At 45.4% G+C, this 19,903-nt stretch carries 18 protein-coding genes; 17 read left to right on the top strand and 1 reads right to left on the bottom strand.

The window, feature by feature from the left end; translation table 11 throughout:
* Positions 1–156: 156 nt before the first annotated feature.
* The 4 genes from MM817_RS15275 (at position 157) to MM817_RS15260 (ending at position 3,074) form a co-directional block, all read left to right on the top strand.
* Positions 157–510: a hypothetical protein gene (locus MM817_RS15275; RefSeq protein WP_241716728.1), complete on the top strand. Its 354-nt coding sequence runs from the start codon at positions 157–159 to the stop codon at positions 508–510.
* Between the two features lie 175 nt (positions 511–685).
* A complete protein-coding gene (locus tag MM817_RS15270; protein ID WP_241716726.1) occupies positions 686–1,189 on the top strand; it encodes a GNAT family N-acetyltransferase in 504 nt (167 codons plus the stop codon).
* A 165-nt stretch (positions 1,190–1,354) separates the two neighbouring features.
* A complete protein-coding gene (locus MM817_RS15265; protein WP_241716513.1) occupies positions 1,355–1,939 on the top strand; it encodes a GNAT family N-acetyltransferase in 585 nt (194 codons plus the stop codon).
* A gap of 355 nt (positions 1,940–2,294) precedes the next feature.
* A complete protein-coding gene (locus MM817_RS15260) occupies positions 2,295–3,074 on the top strand; it encodes a class I SAM-dependent methyltransferase (RefSeq protein WP_241716724.1) in 780 nt (259 codons plus the stop codon).
* 310 nt (positions 3,075–3,384) lie between these two features.
* Here MM817_RS15260 and MM817_RS15255 read toward each other — a convergent pair whose 3' ends face one another.
* Positions 3,385–3,834: an Rrf2 family transcriptional regulator gene (locus MM817_RS15255; RefSeq protein ID WP_241716722.1), complete on the bottom strand. Its 450-nt coding sequence runs from the start codon at positions 3,832–3,834 to the stop codon at positions 3,385–3,387.
* 140 nt (positions 3,835–3,974) lie between these two features.
* On the opposite strand from MM817_RS15255, the gene hmpA reads away from it, so the two are divergent.
* The 13 genes from hmpA to MM817_RS15190 all read left to right on the top strand — a co-directional run.
* Positions 3,975–5,189: an NO-inducible flavohemoprotein gene (hmpA, locus tag MM817_RS15250; protein WP_241716720.1), complete on the top strand. Its 1,215-nt coding sequence runs from the start codon at positions 3,975–3,977 to the stop codon at positions 5,187–5,189.
* A 387-nt stretch (positions 5,190–5,576) separates the two neighbouring features.
* Positions 5,577–6,107, top strand: a complete 531-nt coding sequence (locus MM817_RS15245) for a GNAT family N-acetyltransferase (protein WP_241716718.1) — start codon at positions 5,577–5,579, stop codon at positions 6,105–6,107.
* A 653-nt stretch (positions 6,108–6,760) separates the two neighbouring features.
* Positions 6,761–8,641, top strand: coding sequence for a group II intron reverse transcriptase/maturase (gene ltrA / locus MM817_RS15240; protein ID WP_241716717.1), 1,881 nt, complete (start codon positions 6,761–6,763; stop codon positions 8,639–8,641).
* Between the two features lie 199 nt (positions 8,642–8,840).
* The gene (locus MM817_RS15235) at positions 8,841–9,377 is read left to right on the top strand and encodes a GNAT family N-acetyltransferase (RefSeq protein ID WP_336605200.1); all 537 of its coding nucleotides are present in this window, start codon (positions 8,841–8,843) and stop codon (positions 9,375–9,377) included.
* Positions 9,378–9,495: 118 nt separating this feature from the next.
* Complete coding sequence (locus MM817_RS15230) at positions 9,496–9,966, top strand: GNAT family N-acetyltransferase (protein WP_241716714.1); 471 nt, start codon at positions 9,496–9,498, stop codon at positions 9,964–9,966.
* Positions 9,967–10,534: 568 nt separating this feature from the next.
* On the top strand, positions 10,535–12,223 hold the full coding sequence (locus tag MM817_RS15225) for an ABC-F family ATP-binding cassette domain-containing protein (RefSeq protein WP_241716712.1): 1,689 nt from the start codon (positions 10,535–10,537) through the stop codon (positions 12,221–12,223).
* Positions 12,224–12,721: 498 nt separating this feature from the next.
* A complete protein-coding gene (locus MM817_RS15220; RefSeq protein WP_241716710.1) occupies positions 12,722–12,946 on the top strand; it encodes a helix-turn-helix domain-containing protein in 225 nt (74 codons plus the stop codon).
* Positions 12,947–13,009: 63 nt separating this feature from the next.
* On the top strand, positions 13,010–13,279 hold the full coding sequence (locus tag MM817_RS15215) for a transposase (protein ID WP_241716708.1): 270 nt from the start codon (positions 13,010–13,012) through the stop codon (positions 13,277–13,279).
* A gap of 454 nt (positions 13,280–13,733) precedes the next feature.
* Positions 13,734–14,144 (top strand): hypothetical protein, encoded by a 411-nt coding sequence (locus tag MM817_RS15210; protein WP_241716707.1) that lies wholly within the window; start codon positions 13,734–13,736, stop codon positions 14,142–14,144.
* 179 nt (positions 14,145–14,323) lie between these two features.
* Positions 14,324–14,665 (top strand): type II toxin-antitoxin system PemK/MazF family toxin, encoded by a 342-nt coding sequence (locus MM817_RS15205; RefSeq protein ID WP_241716705.1) that lies wholly within the window; start codon positions 14,324–14,326, stop codon positions 14,663–14,665.
* A 128-nt stretch (positions 14,666–14,793) separates the two neighbouring features.
* The gene (locus tag MM817_RS15200) at positions 14,794–15,006 is read left to right on the top strand and encodes a hypothetical protein (RefSeq protein ID WP_241716703.1); all 213 of its coding nucleotides are present in this window, start codon (positions 14,794–14,796) and stop codon (positions 15,004–15,006) included.
* Positions 15,007–15,467: 461 nt separating this feature from the next.
* Positions 15,468–18,557, top strand: coding sequence for an AfsR/SARP family transcriptional regulator (locus MM817_RS15195; protein ID WP_241716701.1), 3,090 nt, complete (start codon positions 15,468–15,470; stop codon positions 18,555–18,557).
* A gap of 1,129 nt (positions 18,558–19,686) precedes the next feature.
* Positions 19,687–19,903, top strand: a 217-nt coding sequence (locus MM817_RS15190) for a hypothetical protein (protein WP_419723423.1), incomplete at its 3' end; no start/stop codon positions are given.

Below are 19,903 nucleotides of genomic sequence, written 5' to 3'. Positions count from 1 at the left end.
CGAATTTGATCAAATAGTGTACACTGATGGAAGGAATGATATACGGAGATTGCGACTCTACAAAATTTCCCTTTTGAACAAAAGTGATCATACCATTTTTATAGACGAGTCTACTACACCCATACTTTTTGCCGTGAGTTTTGTAAAAGAGCAGACGTGATCGCACAACGCTATGCACTCGCGTATGGGATTGACATCGTTGCGTATCCAGAGTACCTAGATGACCAACGAACGATCACGGATCTGATCGGAAGTGTACACATGCCAGTAAGACATTATGGTCGAGTGGACCCCATCACACCTGTGATTGTAGGTTGTGTCGATCATGCGCCCACACGGAAACTCTTGCACGAACAAGTGCACACACTTCATGATGCGGTGTACATCGACAGTGGCAACGGTGGCGTGACGGTTCCTGATGATCCAGAGCACATCAACCGGTATCAGCTGGCGAAGATCAAAGCGACCGGCTGGAATGGGCAAGTGGTTGAGCAGATGAAAAACGAATAGATAAAACAAGATTAACACCGTCTACCACTCGGTAGGCGATATTTATACATGAAAATGCTCATGGGAAAAGGTATATCTTCCAATTAAATAGTATGGTATATTTAAAAATATCTATCATCAGAAGATTGTATTCTAACCTATAAGTACATCCGTTATTGCATAAGTATGCATGGTGATGAAAAGCAGTAGTGTCGCTATTGAAGCAGTTATTCGGAGAATGAGTTACATTGTGGGACTTATATTGACATCGCATATTCGAGACTTCAATGTAAACGACATTGAGGATGTAGTCGTCCTGATGCGAGAATTGGGATATCCAACATCTGTGGAAGTGATGCTAAATCGAATGCAGATTTTGGAGTCGTTGCCCGATTACCATACCTTCATTGCGGACTTGGATGGACGAGCGATTGGCTTGGTTGGTGTATGTAAGCGTGTACTGTATGAAAGTGACGATACGCCTATTCAAATTGTTGCGTTGGTAACCCATTCGCAGTATAGAGGCATGGGAATCGGAAAGTCACTCGTTCAGACAGCGGAGAGATGGGCTTTGGAGGCAGGCGCTCCAAAAATTTTTTTGACGAGCGGGATGAGACCAGAACGTTCTGATGCTCACGAGTTCTATAAAAATCTCGGTTATGATATCACGGGATACAGGTTCGTCAAGAAGCTTTCATAGTGTTCTGATTTCCTGCGTGAAAGGGCGCGAAACTGCAATAGTCCCTACCTCTGGAATGGTCTATTATTATGCAGAGAGCTAGCACGGTAGTTTTTGGGCATTCGGGCCGAAGCGTCCAATACCATTTATCCAGTTATAAGTGAAAGACCATAAGGAGTTGATAAATTGGAGATTAGACCGATCGAGTTATTGGGACAAAGAGTTAAAATTCTTCCTATGGAAACTAAGCACACCGAAGAACTGTTTGCGGCGGGTAGTAGTCTCGATATATGGACGTATATGCCAATGGTGGTGCAAACGTTCGGCGATATGGAACGACTTGTAAACGACGCATTAAAAGAACGAGAACAAGGGACTCAGTTTCCGTTCGTAATTTTTGATAAGGACGCCAGCAAGCTTGTTGGAAGCACTCGCTTTCTGGATATATCCGCCACGAATAGAAGCCTCGAAATAGGCTGGACGTGGCTGTCTCCAAGCGTTTGGAGAACAAAAGTGAATACAGAATGTAAATATCTGTTGTTCAAACACTGCTTTGAAACACTTGGCACAATCCGTGTTCAGCTAAAAACAGATTCTCGTAATCTTCGTTCACAAAAGGCTATTGAAAGGCTAGGTGGCGTCAAGGAAGGAGTCATTCGTAATCATCGGATTTTAAGCGATGGTTACCGTAGGCATTCTGTTTACTATAGCGTAATCGACGAAGAGTGGTTAGGGGTCAAAGAAAAACTGGAAGGTTTCTTGAACGAATGAAGTCACACCACCCGAGTTAAACGTCACAAAGATGGGACCTGTGCCATATAGGGCATGCCCTCATTATTGCGCACAAGGGCGTGAAGCTGCGAGAGTCCCTATCGCTCGACTGGTGTATTATCACACGAAGCGCAAGCACTGTAGGTCTTACGCATTCGGGGGCGAAAATTCGGTAGCCGTCACTCCAGCACTTGTGTATGATTATGCAAGGATATCTGGGTCAGCGATCTTGAGAATAAGGGCCGCATAATTCAAGAAGAAGATGCCTTCATTCCAATTGTTAATACCTCATTTATAAAGTCATTATCGATTCCTATACTGAGTTCAAAGTCGTTTCTTATTCGGGGGTGCCGAGATGCCGATTAATTTCAATGATGAACGGAACAAGTTCACCTATACTGGCAGAACTGCTGATGAATCCTGGACTAAAGCCATTTTATCCCTTGATAATCCCAACGGTCTTCGTGTTGCCGATGTTGGATGTGGAGGTGGAATTTATTCAAGGGCTTGGCTTGCATTAGGGGCAAGAGAAGTCGTAGGTGTTGACAGCTCACCAAACATGATTTCGGCAGCTGCAGAAAATTGTTCTGATTTATCAAGTGTTTCGTTTCAAGTCGGTGATGCGACAAGCACGGGGCTAACTGAGAGTTCAGTCGATGTTGTGTTTCAACGAGCCTTGATTCATCATCTGACAGATATTCGTCCTTGTCTAGAGGAGGCAATACGAATCCTAAAGCCAGGAGGAAAGGTGATTATTCAAGACCGCACTCCCGATGATATTGCGTTACCAGGTTCATCTGAGCATATTCGGGGATACTTCTTCGAATGCTTTCCACGACTTTTAAAGATCGAGTCTGGTCGTCGTAGAACAGATGAAGCCGTTCTGAGTGAACTACCTACCGTTGGATTCGAACATGCTGAGTCGATGACTGTATGGGAAACTAGAAAAGTCTATCCATCCAAGGATGAACTCTTTGAAGACATTCGACAACGAAAAGGGAGATCAATTTTACACGAACTTAGCGGTAGTGAAATTGAATCGCTGATTACATTGATCGATGAGCGGGTATACGCTTCTGGTGAAATTGTAGAGAAGGACCAATGGACTATTTGGCATGCAACAAAACCAAGATGATTTCCTATTGATTTTCTTGCATTAGTCATAATGCACGACACCGGCCCCGTTTCGTAAAACCGTAGGTTGCGTTGGCCATACTGTAAATGGGTAGCCAATGCAGAGCTACCATACAAAAGGAGCCGATAGTAAGCAGGATAACACTCAATTCGTAGGCTTAGACGTCTTGTAAGACACCATCACTGTTACTGTGGCAGATGAATCGTAGTTAACTAAGATTCGTTGATATGTTTGTTTATGGCATGACAAACCTACATGTTTTGTTGCCAGCCACAACCTGCTTTTTTATCCTGCCATCAACAGCTGTGAATTAGCTTTCTTTTATCCCAGAGCTAAGGAGTTCTTGTAGCGTTTCGCGGTTGATGATGAGATCGGCGAGTGTATAGTGATCGAGTTCGGCGAGATATGCTTGCAAAGCTTTGGCTAAGATGTTTTTTAGACGGCATGCTGGATTGAGGATGCAAAATCCATTTTCCTCATCAAAACATTCTACGATATTCCAATTTTCCTCTGTTTGTCGCACCACCCATCCTACGTTAATATCTTCCGGACGAATCGCTAGTCGTATACCACCATGACGGCCGCGGACTGTTTCTAGCAAACCCAGATTGCCTAGTTTATGCACAATTTTAACGAGATGATGATTGGATATCCCGTATACAGTGGCTATCTCTTGGATATTGGCTAAGCGATTGTCTGATTGCGTGGCCACATAGAGTAACACTCTCAATGAATAGTCTGTAAATCGTGTGAGATTCAAGCAAAGTCCCCTTTTCATCTGTTGAAATCATCAACGTATGTTCATCTTATATAAAGATGTATTTTAAATATATCTTTTATCGAATGAGTGGATTATAATCATGAACGAAGTGATTGTTTAGACTATGAGGAGGTCTCTCTATGCTTTCGCAAGCAACAAAAGACATCATTACATCGACTGTACCAGTTCTCGAAATTTACGGAGAGCGCATTACCACTCGTTTTTATGAACGTTTATTCCAGAATGAACCTTCTATGCTTGATATATTTAACCAAACGAATCAGCGCAAAGGGCAGCAGCAAACGGCACTTGCACAGGCGGTGTATGCAGCCGCATTGCATATTGAACATATTGAAGATATCTTACCAGTTGTGAAGCAGATTGGACATAAACATCGCGGTCTAGGTGTTACACCCGAGCACTATCCGATTATTGGTGAAAACCTCTTGGGTGCCATGAAAGAAGTGTTGGGTGATGGTGCGACAGATGAGATTATTGGAGCATGGGCACAAGCTTATGGTGTGATTGCTGATGCTTTTATTGGTGTGGAACAAGATATGTACGCACAAGTTGCTACGCAAACAGGCGGATGGGAAGGATTTCGCCCATTTATCGTCGTGAAAAAAGTTCAGGAAAGTGATGTCATTACCTCATTTTATATAGAGCCGGAAGATGGAGGTACGGTTGCCGTGTATGAACCTGGCCAATATCTCACGTTAAAGATCGATATTCCTGGTTTAGCGCATACACAACGACGCCAGTATAGTTTATCAGATGAACCAGGTAAACCCTATTATCGAATAAGTGTAAAACGCGAAGATGCCCATGATGGATGGCCCGAAGGGATTGTTTCTACGTATCTTCATCATCATGTGCAAGTGGGGGACACCTTGCACGTGGCCGCACCTGCAGGTGATTTTACTCTAGATGTGACAACTCATCATCCGATTGTCTTTTTAAGCGGCGGAGTGGGTATGACCCCTCTTCTTAGTATGGTGCATTCCTTGTTAACCTATGATCCACAGCATGAAGTGACCTATGTGCACGCTGCCATTCACGGAGGTGTACATGCCTTCCAAACGGAAATGGAGGAGTTAGCAATCGCTCATCCGTCACTCCAGTACTACATTGTGTATGAAAAACCACACGAAGAGGATAAACAACGCGCTCATTTTGCTCAAGCAGGGTATATTGATCTCGCACTCCTAGATGCACGTGTACCTCGCGATGCTGAGTTCTATGTCTGTGGTCCCAAACCCTTTATGAAGTCGATGGTTACTTCATTACAGCAGTTAAATGTATCATCAGATCATATTCACTATGAATTTTTCGGTCCACAAGGCAGTCTAGAGTAGGTAGAGTCATCGAGTAGATGGGGGCTAGGCACTCCCATCTACTCGATGGAAGATGCTCATTGGGAAAGGTATATCTTTCAATTGAATAGTGTGGTATATTCAAAAATATCTATGATCAGAAGATCGTATTCTAACCTATAAGTACATCCATTATTGCTTACGTATTCATGAGTAATGAAAAGCAGTAGCGTCGCTATTGGACAGAAGTGTTTAGCAAAGAATTCGAGTAGTGACTATATTCCGTAATTAAATTGATGTAGAATTTTCTTATAAAAATTGAGGAGAGTGTGTCTATGTTTGCCTTCCTGAATTCACCGTTTGAAAGTTTAAACGCACGCAGGGGGCACTAACCTAGTTGCCCCGCTGCAATATGGGGGTAAAATTTAAATGCTAAGTAATCATCAGTTGTTTTGTGGCGAACTAGTGCGACTATGTGCATTTCGTTCAGAAGATGCTTCTGTAATGGCATCTTGGAGTCACGATGCGGAATATCTCAGGAATGTGGATTCTGATATGGCTGTCCCAACCACTGAAGCATTCCAAAGTTTCGTCGGAAAGAGCTCTAATGGCATCGAATTCCTTTTACGGACAGTAGATAATGATACACTTATTGGCTTTGTTGCTTTGCATGGCATTGAGTGGAATAACCAATGTGGGCTCTTAGCTATCGGTATTGGTGAAGAAAATTTCCGAAGCAAGGGTTACGGAACCGATGCGCTACGACTCATTCTGCGATATGCGTTTTCGGAACTGAATTTGAATCGAGTTGGATTGGATGTCATCAGTTACAACAAACGAGGCATACGTGCTTATGAAAAGGTTGGGTTCAAAGTAGAAGGAGCAATGCGTGAATCGGTGCTTCGAGATGGACATAAATATGACCGAATTATCATGAGTATCTTTCGAAATGAATACTAGTGCGACAACAATAGGAAGCCTGATTATCAGGTTTCCTATTGTTGTGACAGAATTGCTATTGCAGTAATGGGTTGCGACTTGAAAGTCGTCGGTAATCATGCGGTGCAAATCCGCCCGTCCAGGACTGCGGACGCGAACCTACCGTGACGTGGGACAGTGGTAACGCGGTCTTGCGATAGCTCACGGAACAATGTAGCCGCGCCAGATAGGGTGAATTCTGGCCGGAGCTAGGTTGAGAAGTGCATGGTGAACACCAGTGAACCCCATATAAACCGCGTCACGCAAGACAAGCGAAACACCATGATACGCTTGTGCCAAAAGGCAAGTAGCCGGAATCGTCACTCCCGTTTTGGCGATTCGCAGTTCCATGGGCTATCGCGGGACTCGGGGCACCTAAACACTTCAGAGATGGGTTGTCGACGGAACAAGGCAAGCCCCATGGGGTCTGTCCAATTGTGGACAGTAAGCGGAACGCGAGTGACGCTGAATACCCTAGGGGGTAGAGGAACGGGCAAAAAGCGAAGGCTGCCTTGTAATGAGACAGATAGGGGGCGGCAAAAATGCCGGGATACCCCCAACGCGAAAGCGTGCAGACTTGCCCAAGGTCATCCAGCCGGAAATCCTGCAGCAAGAGACGAAAGGAGTGGTCTGTTATGAACCGAATAGCCGTCTCACAAGACGAGTCAACAGGCCACATTCGTAAGAACCTCAGACAAATCCGCGAGGACGAAATCATGCGCGCATGGGTAGAAGCTCAAACAGCGGATACCAGTGAGCATGCAGACGAGTGGATAGACTGGAAGGAAATCGAACGCCACGTTCTCAGGTTACAGCGACAACTGGCCCACGCAGTCGAACACAACAATCGTAAAGCTGTGCGCCACTACAAGTGGCTCATCCGTACCAGCCACCACACCAAACTTCTGGCCATTCGGCACGTGACGCAAGAAAACAAGGGACGCCGCACACCTGGAGTAGACGGAAAAACATACACCACGCCGGAAAAACGGCGCGAGCTACGTGGACTCGTCAATCTCCGAAGTCGCCCCCTACCCGTTCGGCGCGTGTACATCGTCAAGAAAAACGGGAAACTCAGGCCACTCGGTATTCCAACTACGCATGATCGCGTGTGTCAGGCCATCCATAAAGCGGCCATGGAACCAGAATGGGACATTCAATTTGCGCCCAATACGTACGGATTCCGTCCACAAAGGTCAACATGGGATGCCATGAGTCAAGTCTTCGCGAACCTCTGCAAGTCAGGTTCTGCCCAGTGGGTCATCGAAGGGGACATACGCGGTTATTTTGACAACGTCGACCATGCGAAGCTCTTGGCCAAATTGGCTCCGGAGGACCGTATATATGTTCGGCGTATGTTAAAAGCCCCGGTCCTCGACCCCGAAGAAGGCCTGCTGGCAAGCCCGCGGGGCACTCCGCAGGGCGGGCTGGCTTCGCCGTTAATTGCGCTCATCGCGCTGCAGGGTATGGAGGAAGATTTGCGGCAAAAGGCATTTCAAATGGGATTCGGGAGTAGCCGTGCTAACCCGGGCATCAACATCGTCTCGTATGCGGATGACTTCATTGTCACGTGTAAAACGAAGGAGCAAGCAGAGCAGTTCGTTCCAGTCATCGCCCAGTGGCTTTCGGAGAACGTAGGCGTCGAACTCAGTCTAGAAAAAACGCACATAACGAACATCAATGGCGGGTTCGACTTCCTTGGATTCCACGTCCGCAAGTACAAGGGTCAACTATTGATTAAACCCGCTAAGGACAGTAAACTCGCTGTTCTACGGAAAATCAAAAGCATACTGGACACAAACAAGTCGGCGAAGCAATCTATGGTCATTCGGTTACTCAATCCAATTATTCGAGGATGGGGCAATTACTACAGCACGCAGGTCAGCAAGAAGGTCTTTGCCTACTGCGACCATCGAATTAACCAGATGCTGTGGAAGTGGATAAAACGACGCCACCCTAAGAAAAGTACAAAGTGGTTATACCAGAGGTACTTTACTCGAAGCGGAAACCGAAACTGGGTATTCGCGGACGGTTCATTTGTCCTAGCCACCATGACTGATGTCCGCATCATTCGGCACATCAAGATACAGGGGCGGCGTTCACCTCATCGACCGAGTGACCATGAATATTTCGAAGCCAGACGCGAGCAACTGCTACTCAAACGACTGAATGGTTTCCAGAAGAAAGTGGTGCGTAAAACTGGCGGCAAATGTGCTCTATGCGGATGCAATATATCGGTAGAACACTTCCGCCGCTGGCAGGTGAATGGAGATAATGCCATTCTTTTCGCCCGAATGATTCCCGAGCGATTAGGTGGGCACAACACGATTGAAAATGTCGTCGTTACGCATCGATGGTGCTACGAAAAGTACCGCTCCATCAATGACTATGACACTTTTCCAGACAATCCAGAACGCTACCTTTCTAATCAAGAAAGCATTGTTGATGGACAGGTGGTCTGGCAAGGGAAACAGTCAAAGGGACAACGACAACGTCAAAACTGCAGGATGGCTTGAGCTGCATAACGGGAAACTGTTACGTGCAGTTCTTAGGGGAGAAGGAGGCCGCAAGGCCTCCGACTTACCCAGCGGCGCAAATTCAGGGGTCATTAGCGCTCGCCTGTTGTACGATTATACGATGGCATACGCTTTCGGAACATTGCGCAATTGGGCCGTTTAATTAAATTTGGAAGGTTATTTGAAAACACATCTGATAATGGATTGGAAGTGCCGTATGTATATTAGACTGTTGGACAATTTTGACGCCCAAGTGTATAGGGAGGTTAGGTTGCGTTCATTGAAAAATGATCCTGGTTCATTTGGATCAACATATGAGCAAGAAGCCACTAGACCTTTGGAGAATTTTGCAGAGAGGATACAGCATACAAAAGACCAATTTACGTTGGGATGTTTTGACGACAGCAACATATTAGTTGGCATTGTCAATTTTGCACGTGAAAACAGGCTTAAGACGACACATAAAGGAAATATCTACGGTATGTACATAGAGCCTCAATTTCGAGGACGTGGTTTAGGTAAAACCCTACTGTTAGCCCTCATTGAGAGGGCGACTAAAGAATGCGATGGGTTGGAACAGATTCATCTAACGGTAGTGTCTAATAACGAATCAGCTAAACGGTTATATGCCTCGCTGGGATTTGCAGTTTACGGTGTAGAACCACATGCTTTGAAGTTTGATGGACATTATTTCGATGAGGACTTAATGGTTTTAAGATTAGCAAAATTGAACTAACGGGAGCTGATCTTGACGAAGGATTTGCTTAGGCCGATGCATAAATATATATTGCGGAATTTTCTGGGTTCCTACGTTATTGGGCCGTTATGTTCGAAAAAGTTATGGAGGTTTTAATGTGAATCTCACTGTACAACCGATAGGTAGAGACGATGCATTAGAAATATTGAGTTGGAAATACGACGAGCCTTACGACTTTTACAATATGGATGATGACGGCATTGGTGAATTGCTTAATGGCACATATTTTACAGTCCTCGAAAACGGTGTTCTCATCGGATATTGTTGCTTCGGCAACTCGGCTATAGTCCCAGCAGGGATAAAACATGGTGCCTATCCCGACAACGGGGCTCTCGATATTGGCTTAGGAATGAGACCTGACATGACAGGGCATGGGAGGGGTTATGCTTTTGTACGTTCAATATTGGAGTTTGCCCAATCTGAATTTAATGCCACGCCATCTCGTTTGACCGTCGCCCAATTCAATAAGCGGGCAATTGCTTTGTATCACAAACTCGGGTTCGAGCCTATTATGATGTTTCTAGTGGGAGATGTTGAATTTTTAACGATGGAGAGAAGAACTGCTTAATAGCTTATTTGTCGTTATCGGGGGCGAAAATCCCATAAGACAAAGAATACATCCTTGCATAAAAATGCAAGGATTATTGAACTGCAATGACCTCACAGATATCCTATAACGAGAAACAAGACCTGATCCTGACGCTCCCCTAGTCCGCTGGTGAGGAGGAAAATTGAATTGACTTTCGCAGGGATTTCCGCTACATTGTGAGTGTAAGATGGAGAGTGTGTATTTGAATGCTTCACTTTTGATGAAAGGTGGTATCTCGTAACATCATGCGCAACTCATCCGCACGATAACACCATTTAAATATCGGTGCTTTGTGTGCAGACGCCGTGCAACGACGGCGAACGGAGCAGTATGACTAGCTTCGGGTTGAGCTACCCATGATGAGACGAACAGTTGCCACTCTTTCAGGAGACTAGACCATGTTCCGTGAACGGTGAACCTTAACAACGGTTGCGCCGCACGCTGGGTTTTTCGTGTAGTTTCTATTTCTCCCTGAAGAGCATATGTTTGTTCTGCCGTGGGCGCGTCTGCACCACGGTTTTTTGCGTTGCAATAGGGGGGATAGCATATGTCTATTTTGTCAATAGAGCAGGGTTCAAAATCTTTCGGAGAACGGGTTGTTCTGGAATCCGTCAGCTTTTCCCTGGCGTACGGCGATCGCGTCGGATTCGTTGGCGCAAATGGCGCTGGTAAGTCCACTTTGCTGAAAATCTTAGCTGGAGACATGGAGCTTAGTCTTGGCACGGTTCTACTTGCTCCATCCATCACACTGGGGTATCTGCCGCAAGCATTCGAACCAAAGGGGAATTTAACCATTACGGCGCTCTTGGAGGATGCAACAAAAGAGATTCAGGAAATGCATGTAACCATTAACCGTCTAATGGATCTCATGACAAAGCTGTCCGATGATTCGCATGCATTGGAGCGTGTCCTCAGCGAATACGGTGATCTCCAAGCTCGTTTTGAGCACCGTGGAGGGTATGATTTGCCACATCGTGTCGATGCTGTCCTCCAAGGGCTAGGGTTGGCTTCAATTGATCGGGAGCGGCCCGTCAGTTCTCTGTCGGGTGGTGAGCAAGTCCGCTTAGGTTTGGCAGCTGTTCTCATTCAGTCACCTGACTTGCTCCTGTTGGATGAACCAACCAATCATCTGGACAGGAAAGCGTTGGAATGGCTTGAACAGTACCTGGCCGCTTTTTCAGGAGCGGTCATGGTGGTGTCCCATGACCGCCTATTCCTGAATATCGTGGTGAATCAAATCATTGAAATCGATGAATATTCCCATCGCGCGAAACGTTATAGCGGAAATTATGACATGTATCAACGTCAAAAGGCGCTGGAGCGCGTCCAGTGGGAAGAACGTTACACGATGCAGCAGGCGCAAATCCAGGAATTGAAACAACGCATTCAATCAGCACATCAGCACGTTGGTCACAACCGGCCACCAAAGGACAATAACAAAATGGCTTACAAGGGCCACCACGCTAAAGTGGAGCGGGCGGTTGGACGCAACATCCAATCAGCCGAAGTTGAACTCGTGCGAATTCAGGCAAATGCTGTGCCACGCCCCCCAAAACCTCTTTGCTTTGATGCGAACTTCGAATGGGTGGCTTCGCATCATGCGGTTGCCGTTACTTGTTCAGAGGTTTCGTACGTATTGCCGAACGGTCGACACCTTTTCGAAGGAATCGGTTTCACCCTTGGGCGTTCCGAGAGGATGCTCATCGTGGGACCCAATGGGGCAGGGAAGACGACACTGCTCAATGTTGTCGCGGGCGTTCGGCCACCGTCGACCGGAATGGTACTTCGACCAGCGGGAACGAGGATTGGGTATGTACCACAGGACCTGCATTGGCCGGACCCAGTTCGAACCGTACTGGAAGAGTTTAGGAGAGAGCTTGTTGAGAAGAGTCAGCGACGATCTACAGAGCAACGCCACCATCAAACTGCTTCGTCTGTGAATGGCTACGAGGAAAGTACTCAAGAGCGTTCACGAGTTTATGAGGAGTGTCGCGAGGCGGCGATTGCGCAACTTCTATCTTATGAATTGTTTCGTTACGAGGAGTTTGACCTGCCATGTGCAGCGCTTAGTCCTGGTCAGCATCGAAAGCTGAGGATTGCGAAACTGTTGGCGTCCGGTGCCAACTTGCTGGTGTTGGATGAACCCACAAACCATCTTAGTTTTGCAATTCTTGAGGAGTTTGAACGGGCTCTTACCGTGTTTCCAGGAGCTATTGTAGCTGTGTCGCATGATTGACGATTCATAGAGAGGTTTCGGGGAGATGTATGGGCACTCCATTCAGGGCGGCTCGCTCAAACTTGAGATGAGTAGCCGATGACCTTGACTTTACACATTAACCATCGTCATCGTTTCAAGAGGGTAAATTCTGGGATTGTCAAATTTAGTTTAGCCCCGAAACTCGTAATACCGATCTATGGCTACGTCTAGGGGTTGAGAGTGAAGTCAAGGGAAAGGTGGAGATTTTCCAGACGTACTTTTCCGTAAAATACGACCTGACCTTGACAAATGAATCCCTAAACAAAATGAAAAACGGTCTTGCGACAGATGGTTGGAGCAAGACCTTAGCTACCCGCTTTTTAGACTACCTTGGCTAGTTGGTCTCGGTCATATTGACGACGTTTCATCAAGTGTATCTGATACTTTAAAAGTACACCACCGCAGTCATTTAAAACTCCCCCACCAAATGATACCCTCACAGAGGTAGAAGGTTACGGATGTGAGGAGCTGGGAGAGATGATTGACATGATTCAGAAGCAAAACATATTGCTTTCCTATTACCGAGAGGGCAAATCGCAAAGGGAGATCGAAGCGATGACGGGGATTGCCCGCAAAACGATCAGCAAGTATATCCGCGAATATGAACAGTGGCGACAAGAGGTAGAAATGAGCGAAAAACACTCGGATATCGGGGAGTTGATCCAAGCGATTGTCGAAGCGCCTACCTATCGCTGGACCTAGTATAAAGTAGTGGACACAAAAAGGAGGACTGATAAACTATGATTGAAAGGTTGTGTCGGGAAATTGGGAACGAAACAAACTAGGTATACTGAAGAATGTAAGTCCATGATTGTTGACCTCTATCACACGGGCAAAACACCATCAGAAATCATGAGCGAATATGGTCTAGGTAAAACGGCGTTATACAAATGGGTTCAGGAACGCAAAGAAATTTCGGTAGAACAAGAGACGCTGACAGCCATGGATGTTAGGAAGTTGAAGATTCGGATCCGAGAATTAGAAGAGGAAAACGATATCTTAAAAAAGGCTATGACCATATTCGCAAAAAAATAACAGCTCAAAAACTGGTAGATGTCGCCGCATCCCAGTCCCAACGACACACCACTAAAAAAGTATGCCAAGTGCTAGGAATCAGTCATAGCAGCTATTATTTCTGTACCAAAAAACGACCTGAGGGACGTTTGAAACAAGAAAACAGGCAACTAAGACAGGAAATCACGAGAATAGATCACGAGCAAGATGGTGTGTATGGTTGGACCTAGTATAAGATAGTGGACACCAATAGAAGGAATACTATACGGTGATTACGACTCTACAAAGTTCCTCTTTTGCACAAAAGTGATCATGACATTTTTATATACGCGTCTACTACACCCATACTATTTGCCGTGAGTTTCGGAAATAGCAGACATGCTCGTACAACGCTATGCACTCGCGTAGGGGATTGACATTGTTGCGTATCCAGAGTACCTAGATGACCAACTAACGATTACCGATCTGATCGCGAGTGCACATGTTTCGTGATGCGGTGTACATCGACAGTGGCAACGGTGGCGTGACGGTTCCTGATGATCCAGAGCACATCAACCGGTATCAGCTGGCGAAGATCAAAGCGACCGGTTGGGATGGGCAAGTGGTTGTTGGAGTGAGAAAAAACGGACAGGACGTGATGCCGTTTCCAGGCGAAGTCTTTCCTAACCTGCTCGAAGCAGAGGAAGGGGAGAACCTGCCTAGTGAACAGCATTGTGGAGAAGTCGTGGTCTCCCAACCGCAACGTCTCATGACCAATGTGATAGTGGCAACGAGTGTTTTCATGTTTCTACACACGTTGTTGCATCACCGCACCTTTTTTGACGCGCACAAAGGCTTTATGCGGTCTGAGGCGGCGATGGATCACGTGTTGGAAGTGGCAATATAACCAGTCAAAGCCCTCTTCTCAAGGGAGCTTTGACTGGTTATACTAATAGTAAAAAAATATTGGAGTGATAAACGTGGCTGAAAATCCTGAACGTCAAAAGATTAGTTTTGAAGCTAATAGGGTGGTTACTTTAGGATCTAATTTTCATTTTTGGATTAATGACGAGGATGATATTTATGATGAACTTTACGCAAAGAAAGCCGAAGCAGGGCCAAATTTACCTGATGGCAGTGGAATATCGAGATCGTCCCAACATTAAAAAAGCTAGACCTGTAGTGGTTGTTTCTAACGAACGAGCCACAGATATTGATGTAATTGCAGTATCTGTATCAAGTCAATTGAAAAGGTCAGAATATGATGTTTCAATTAACTATTGGAAGGAATGCGGATTATCCAGACCATCCATTGCCCGTACTTCCAAGCTGATATCGGTTAGCATTGAACAATTGCAAACTTATCTTGGGGAATTAGATGCCTCAGATTTAAAGCGTATTATTGAAAAATGCAGAGATGTTTTTTAACGGATTGATGGTGGCGGCGATGAATGATGTGGAATTAAAAAAAAGCGTTAGATGAAGTAGAAGAAATCGGACGCAAACCAGAGAATTGGGCACTCTACATCTCACGCAAAAAAGCCATTCTTGATGAGGTGAGTCGAGAAGCGTCTTATCGTGAACGACTTGAAGCAGTTCAAAAACAAGTTGAAGTGGCTCAAAAACAAGGACTTGAACAAGGCATGGAAAAAGCTCGAATCGAACTAATTCAGCACATGCTAGTAAAGAAACTTTTACCTGAAGAAATCGCAAATCTAACCGATATTCCACTAGAGGATATTAAAAAAATAGCAGAATCGATCCACTAATTAATAGCGGAATTAAACCGTCTACCATCGGGTAGGCGGTTTTTTTAAATGAAAGTGCTTATGGGAAAAGGTATATCTTCCAATTGAATACTGTGGTATATTCAAAAATATCTATGATCGGAAGATCGTCTTCTAACCTATAAGCACATCCGTTATTGCATAAGTATGCATAGGTTATAGACAGCCGTAATGTCGCTATTGGAGCAAAATGCCCTATAGTCACTTTATTATTATCCATCGTCAGATTATTATTGTGCAGATTGGGAGGCATCGTGTGTTATGGATGCTTCTTGCTCTATAGGTAATGCTTATATAAATATTTGTAATATTAAATAAAATAAGCAAGGTGATTATTCCTTTATTTTATATAAAAAGACAAATTCTCGGGTCATGGTACAAATGCGGTTGTTTCTGCTTCCTTGATCCGGGCACCTTTTCACACAAATATGGAGGGACTCTTAATGATTGTGACTACCAAGCTTCAGATTCCACATACCCGGCACTCGTTGGTTGCTCGGCCTAGATTGATGGCCAAGTTAAACGAGGGGATGAATGCGAAACTGACACTCGCTTCTGCGCAAGCTGGCTACGGTAAGACAACGATGTTAAGCCAATGGGCGAGGCAATGTGGCATCCATGTGGCATGGGTTTCATTAGATCAACAGGATAACGATTGGATTCAATTTTGGAGTAATATCATCGCTTCTATTAGAGAGAAGGTGCCCGGCTTCGGCACGCAGGTAGAGGCACGTCTTGAAAAGGGTCCTTCGGCAACTTCCCTGTCGTCGGAGCCTGCAATCAAGGAGCTCTTAAATGAACTGAATCAATGGTCTGGAGAGATGGCAATTGTTCTTGATGACTATCATTTTATTGACATGGCCTCAATTCATGATTCGCTTAGCTATCTGTTGGAGCATTTGCCGCCCCAAATTCATCTGTACATAGCAAGCCGCACCGAACTAAATATACCGACCGCAAGACTTCGAGCCAATGGCCAAATGCAACAAATCAACATGCAAGATTTGCGGTTTGAACTAGATGAAGGACTTGGTTTTTTCGAACGTAAGAGAGACTTGCTACTCACAAAGGAGCAGGTAACGGAGGTGTTACGCCAGACAGAGGGGTGGATCAGTGGGGTGCAGCTAGCGTCGATCTCTCTGAAACGAAGCTCAAATATAGCGGATTCCATTCAACAATTTAGTGGTAAGCAGCATCATATAGCTGATTATTTGCTAGAGGAAGTGTTCCAGTATCTTACTGAGACGATGCAAGCTTTTTTACTTGAGACATCCATTTTGACGCGGATGAACAGCTCCTTGTGCGAGGCCGTAACAGGTCAAGTTGATAGCCAGGAACTGCTGGTAAGGCTGGAGCAACTCAATTTGTTCATTATCCCGCTGGACGATGAGCGGAATTGGTATCGTTATCATCACTTGCTTTCCGACTTTCTTCAGCATATTTTGTCAAGCGGCGACACAGACAAATGGGTACAAGCGCATACAAAGGCGGCGCGTTGGCTGGAACGTCATGGATTCGTGGAGGAAGCGGCAGAGCATTATTTGAAAGGGCGACAGTATGATGATGTAGTTCGACTGATCGAGAATCATCTGGATGCCTTCATCTACAAGAAGAGCGCTACGCTAAGCAGATGGATCTTGCAAGTACCGGAGAGTTTCCTTTCGAAGAATCCTATGGTGGAAATGTTTTATTTGCTTCTCATGATTGGTATGGGGGACTGGGGAACGGCAGCTAAAAAAATAGAGCTAGCTAAAATTCGTTATGAAGCACTACAAGAGCAAATGGATGGGGCAGCATGGAAACAGATTATGGGCAATATCTACTTTTTATGCGCAACTTCTTGTTATTTTCAAAAGGATTTGAAACAGTTGTCGGAATACTTCGAGCTAGTAGAGCGCTTTACGCCGGAAGGCTGCTTCTTTCAAACCATTGGGAACAATAAATATAATAGCGGGTTCGAAGAATTTGAAGATCATCTGGCCATTATAAACGACTATCATACGGTTGCTGAATTTCTGTTGAAATGGATCACAAGATGGGAACACAATAAGGCACATTCATTTGTTGGACGACTCTATGCTTCATACAGTAAGCTGCTGTATGAATGGAATCGATTAGAAGAATCCGAGAATTATATTCGTCAAGTTCTGTGCCCTGACATCACGCACAATACGCGAAGTATGGTTCAAATTTATCTTATCGCTTCGCAGATTCAACAAGCACAGGGAAACCACGCTCTAGCCGTAGAGTTGCTAGAGCAGTTGAAAGTACAGATTGACTCTCCCGATTATAAATGGTTTCTTCGTAAAATCGAAGCGGAGCAAGCTTCGTTAGCTGTGCGGCAAGGAGACAACTCCTATGCTCTGGAGTGGCTGGAACGATGCAGTATAGCCCCTGCGGATGAAGTATCACTAAATGGCGTGTCAGAGTATCTGGCTTTAGCTAGAGTGCTGGCTGCATGCGGGCGTGTAAAGGAAGCGTTGGATCTCTTGGAACGGCTGCATCGATTGTTTTTCAAGGAGAATCGCCTGCGGGATCGAATCAAGACCTTAGTCTTGCAAAGCGTGATTTTACACCGTATCGGCCAAACAGAGGAGGCGCTCGTTCGGCTGAAGACCGCTTTGCACTTGGCGGAGCCGGAAGGGTTCATCCGTAGCTTTGTCGATGAAGGATCTGTAATGGCAGAGCTTTTGCCCGCCTGCAGACCACAGCAAAACAGTAGGGCAAGTAGTGCTGTTGCGATTTCTCAAGCCTATGTGGAGAGGCTGCTTCAAGCGATGAATGTTACGTCAGGAACCGCGATGAAAAGCTTGGTAAAAGCACAGTGTTTCGGTCGTTTCAGGTTGTTCACGGAACGCAGTGATGGAGCGGAAATTAAATGGCGCACCTCCAAGGCGGAGGAACTGATGGCTTATCTTGTCCATCATCGGGGAGAGGCTATCGACCGTCACTCTATCTTGGAAGATATATGGGGAAATTGGGATGTAGACAAGGCGGCCGCCCAGTTGAATCTGACAGTTCACTATATCAGAAAAAGCTTACGAAGCGTAGGAGTTGAAGGGCTGCTTCGCCATGCCCGAGGCTTATATAAGATTGATGCGGATCGAATTGATTGCGATTATTATGAGTTTGAAACGCGGACAACAGTAGGTTCTCGTCTAAACAACAACAATATCGAAAAATGTGAACAGATTGCCGCGCTGTATAAGGGCGGGTACATGGAGGGTAACGGTTATGCGTGGGCCTCGCAAACCACACGCAATCTGGAGCAGGAGTATGTAGACCTCCTGATGCACATCCAAGATTATTATGCGAGTGGGGGGAACTTTCGCCAGGCGGTGAAGACATTAACAAAGGCGCTTTCATACACACCATGGAATGAGGACATACATACAAGGCTGATTGAAGTCTATTTGCTTTCAAGTGATCGCATTGCGGCGATAAAGCAATATGAGGTTCTACGAAAAATGTTGAAAACAGAGTACAACGTGGCACCTGGAGAGGCAGTAAAGAGATTGATGGCCATAAAGTAAGGTGGTATTCAACAAAATGCACTGAACTTTTCAGAAAGAATAAATTGAAAATAATAGAATGGCGTCCTGAATCCTGAAAAAACCTTTAGCAACAAGGTTTTTTGGTTCATGACGCCTTTTCTTTGCAAAGAGTTTGCAAAGGATTTGCAAAGGGTTGATTGAATAGAATACGAGGAGAGTTTAGTATCGGGAAAATTTAGAAATGAGTCCTGCCTGCAAAGGGCTTGAGTAATCGAGAACTGGTTATGAAACCAGGGAAGCACTGAGGAGGCGTTAACTTCTGTGAGTGGACAACGATGTCTGTCACGGCACGTGCTTCAAGCGTTCCAAAAGTATTTGCAGGAGCCAAACGATGTCTGGAGAGGTTATTACAACGGGGAGGCATGCTTATATGGGGAGAGGAATTCGAGAGAAATGAACGATGGTAACCTTCATTGGAAGTGCGGGAAAGTTGGCAATGCGAAACGATGGGGTACAAGCCTATGGATGTAGGAATCTTTACTCGGAGAACAAGGTTTCAGGAGGAATTGCTTCTAAGGTTGTTCGAATCTGATCAAGTAGGGTGTCCAGACTCATACACACTCTCACAAATTGACCCTTTTGAAAAGGGTGTGCAAATAACGTTTTCCGATCATTCACGAATCCTTTCAATAAACCTATCTCTACGTTTGCTAGTTGATAGTCAGACACAACGAGTGAACCCATCGAAAGATGTGAATTGGGAATTTGAAGCGTCTCGTCTATCAGAAATAGTACCAAAAACAAGTCTTCAATGTAGTGATATACATCGTCATCGATATCAGCAGCAGATGCATGGGGAGGATATGCAAACTCGTAGAATTGACTACAGAGTATAAAGTCGTATGAGTGCATGAAGTTGCATGGAGTTGCATGGAGTAGGAGGAAGCCCATTAGCCATAGACCTTCGATACCGTGTAGAGGGCAAGTTTCTGGTATTATGAGAAGCTAATTCCTTACTGCAGTCTATGCTATAACGATTGTTGTATCAAGTCATTCTCGACAAACACAGGCTTTGGAGGTAATAGTGCAGAATAACCGTCTTATTTAACCCCAAAATGTATGGAAGCATAATTTCGTTAACATGTTGTCCCTACCTCTACTCGAGGTCGTGGCACTCGCTACGATTGCCGATCAAGTCCCACTAATTGGCGATAATCGTATCTTCGTTAAGGAAGGCTTGCGTCAGATCAATCGGTCCCCAAGCGTAGGCATCCATGCACTAGCTGATGTGGCTAACAGCAAGCAAGGTGTAACGTCAACACACGTGGCGTTCCAGTTGGCTCCTCGCATCAATGCCATCGGTCGTCTGGCTCATGCCAAGCGTG

It is taken from the genome of Sulfoacidibacillus ferrooxidans, from assembly GCF_022606465.1.
Lineage (GTDB): Bacteria > Bacillota > Bacilli > Alicyclobacillales > SLC66 > Sulfoacidibacillus > Sulfoacidibacillus ferrooxidans.
Note: the sequence above shows the minus strand (reverse complement) of the source record. Positions and strands in the feature narration are given on the sequence as shown.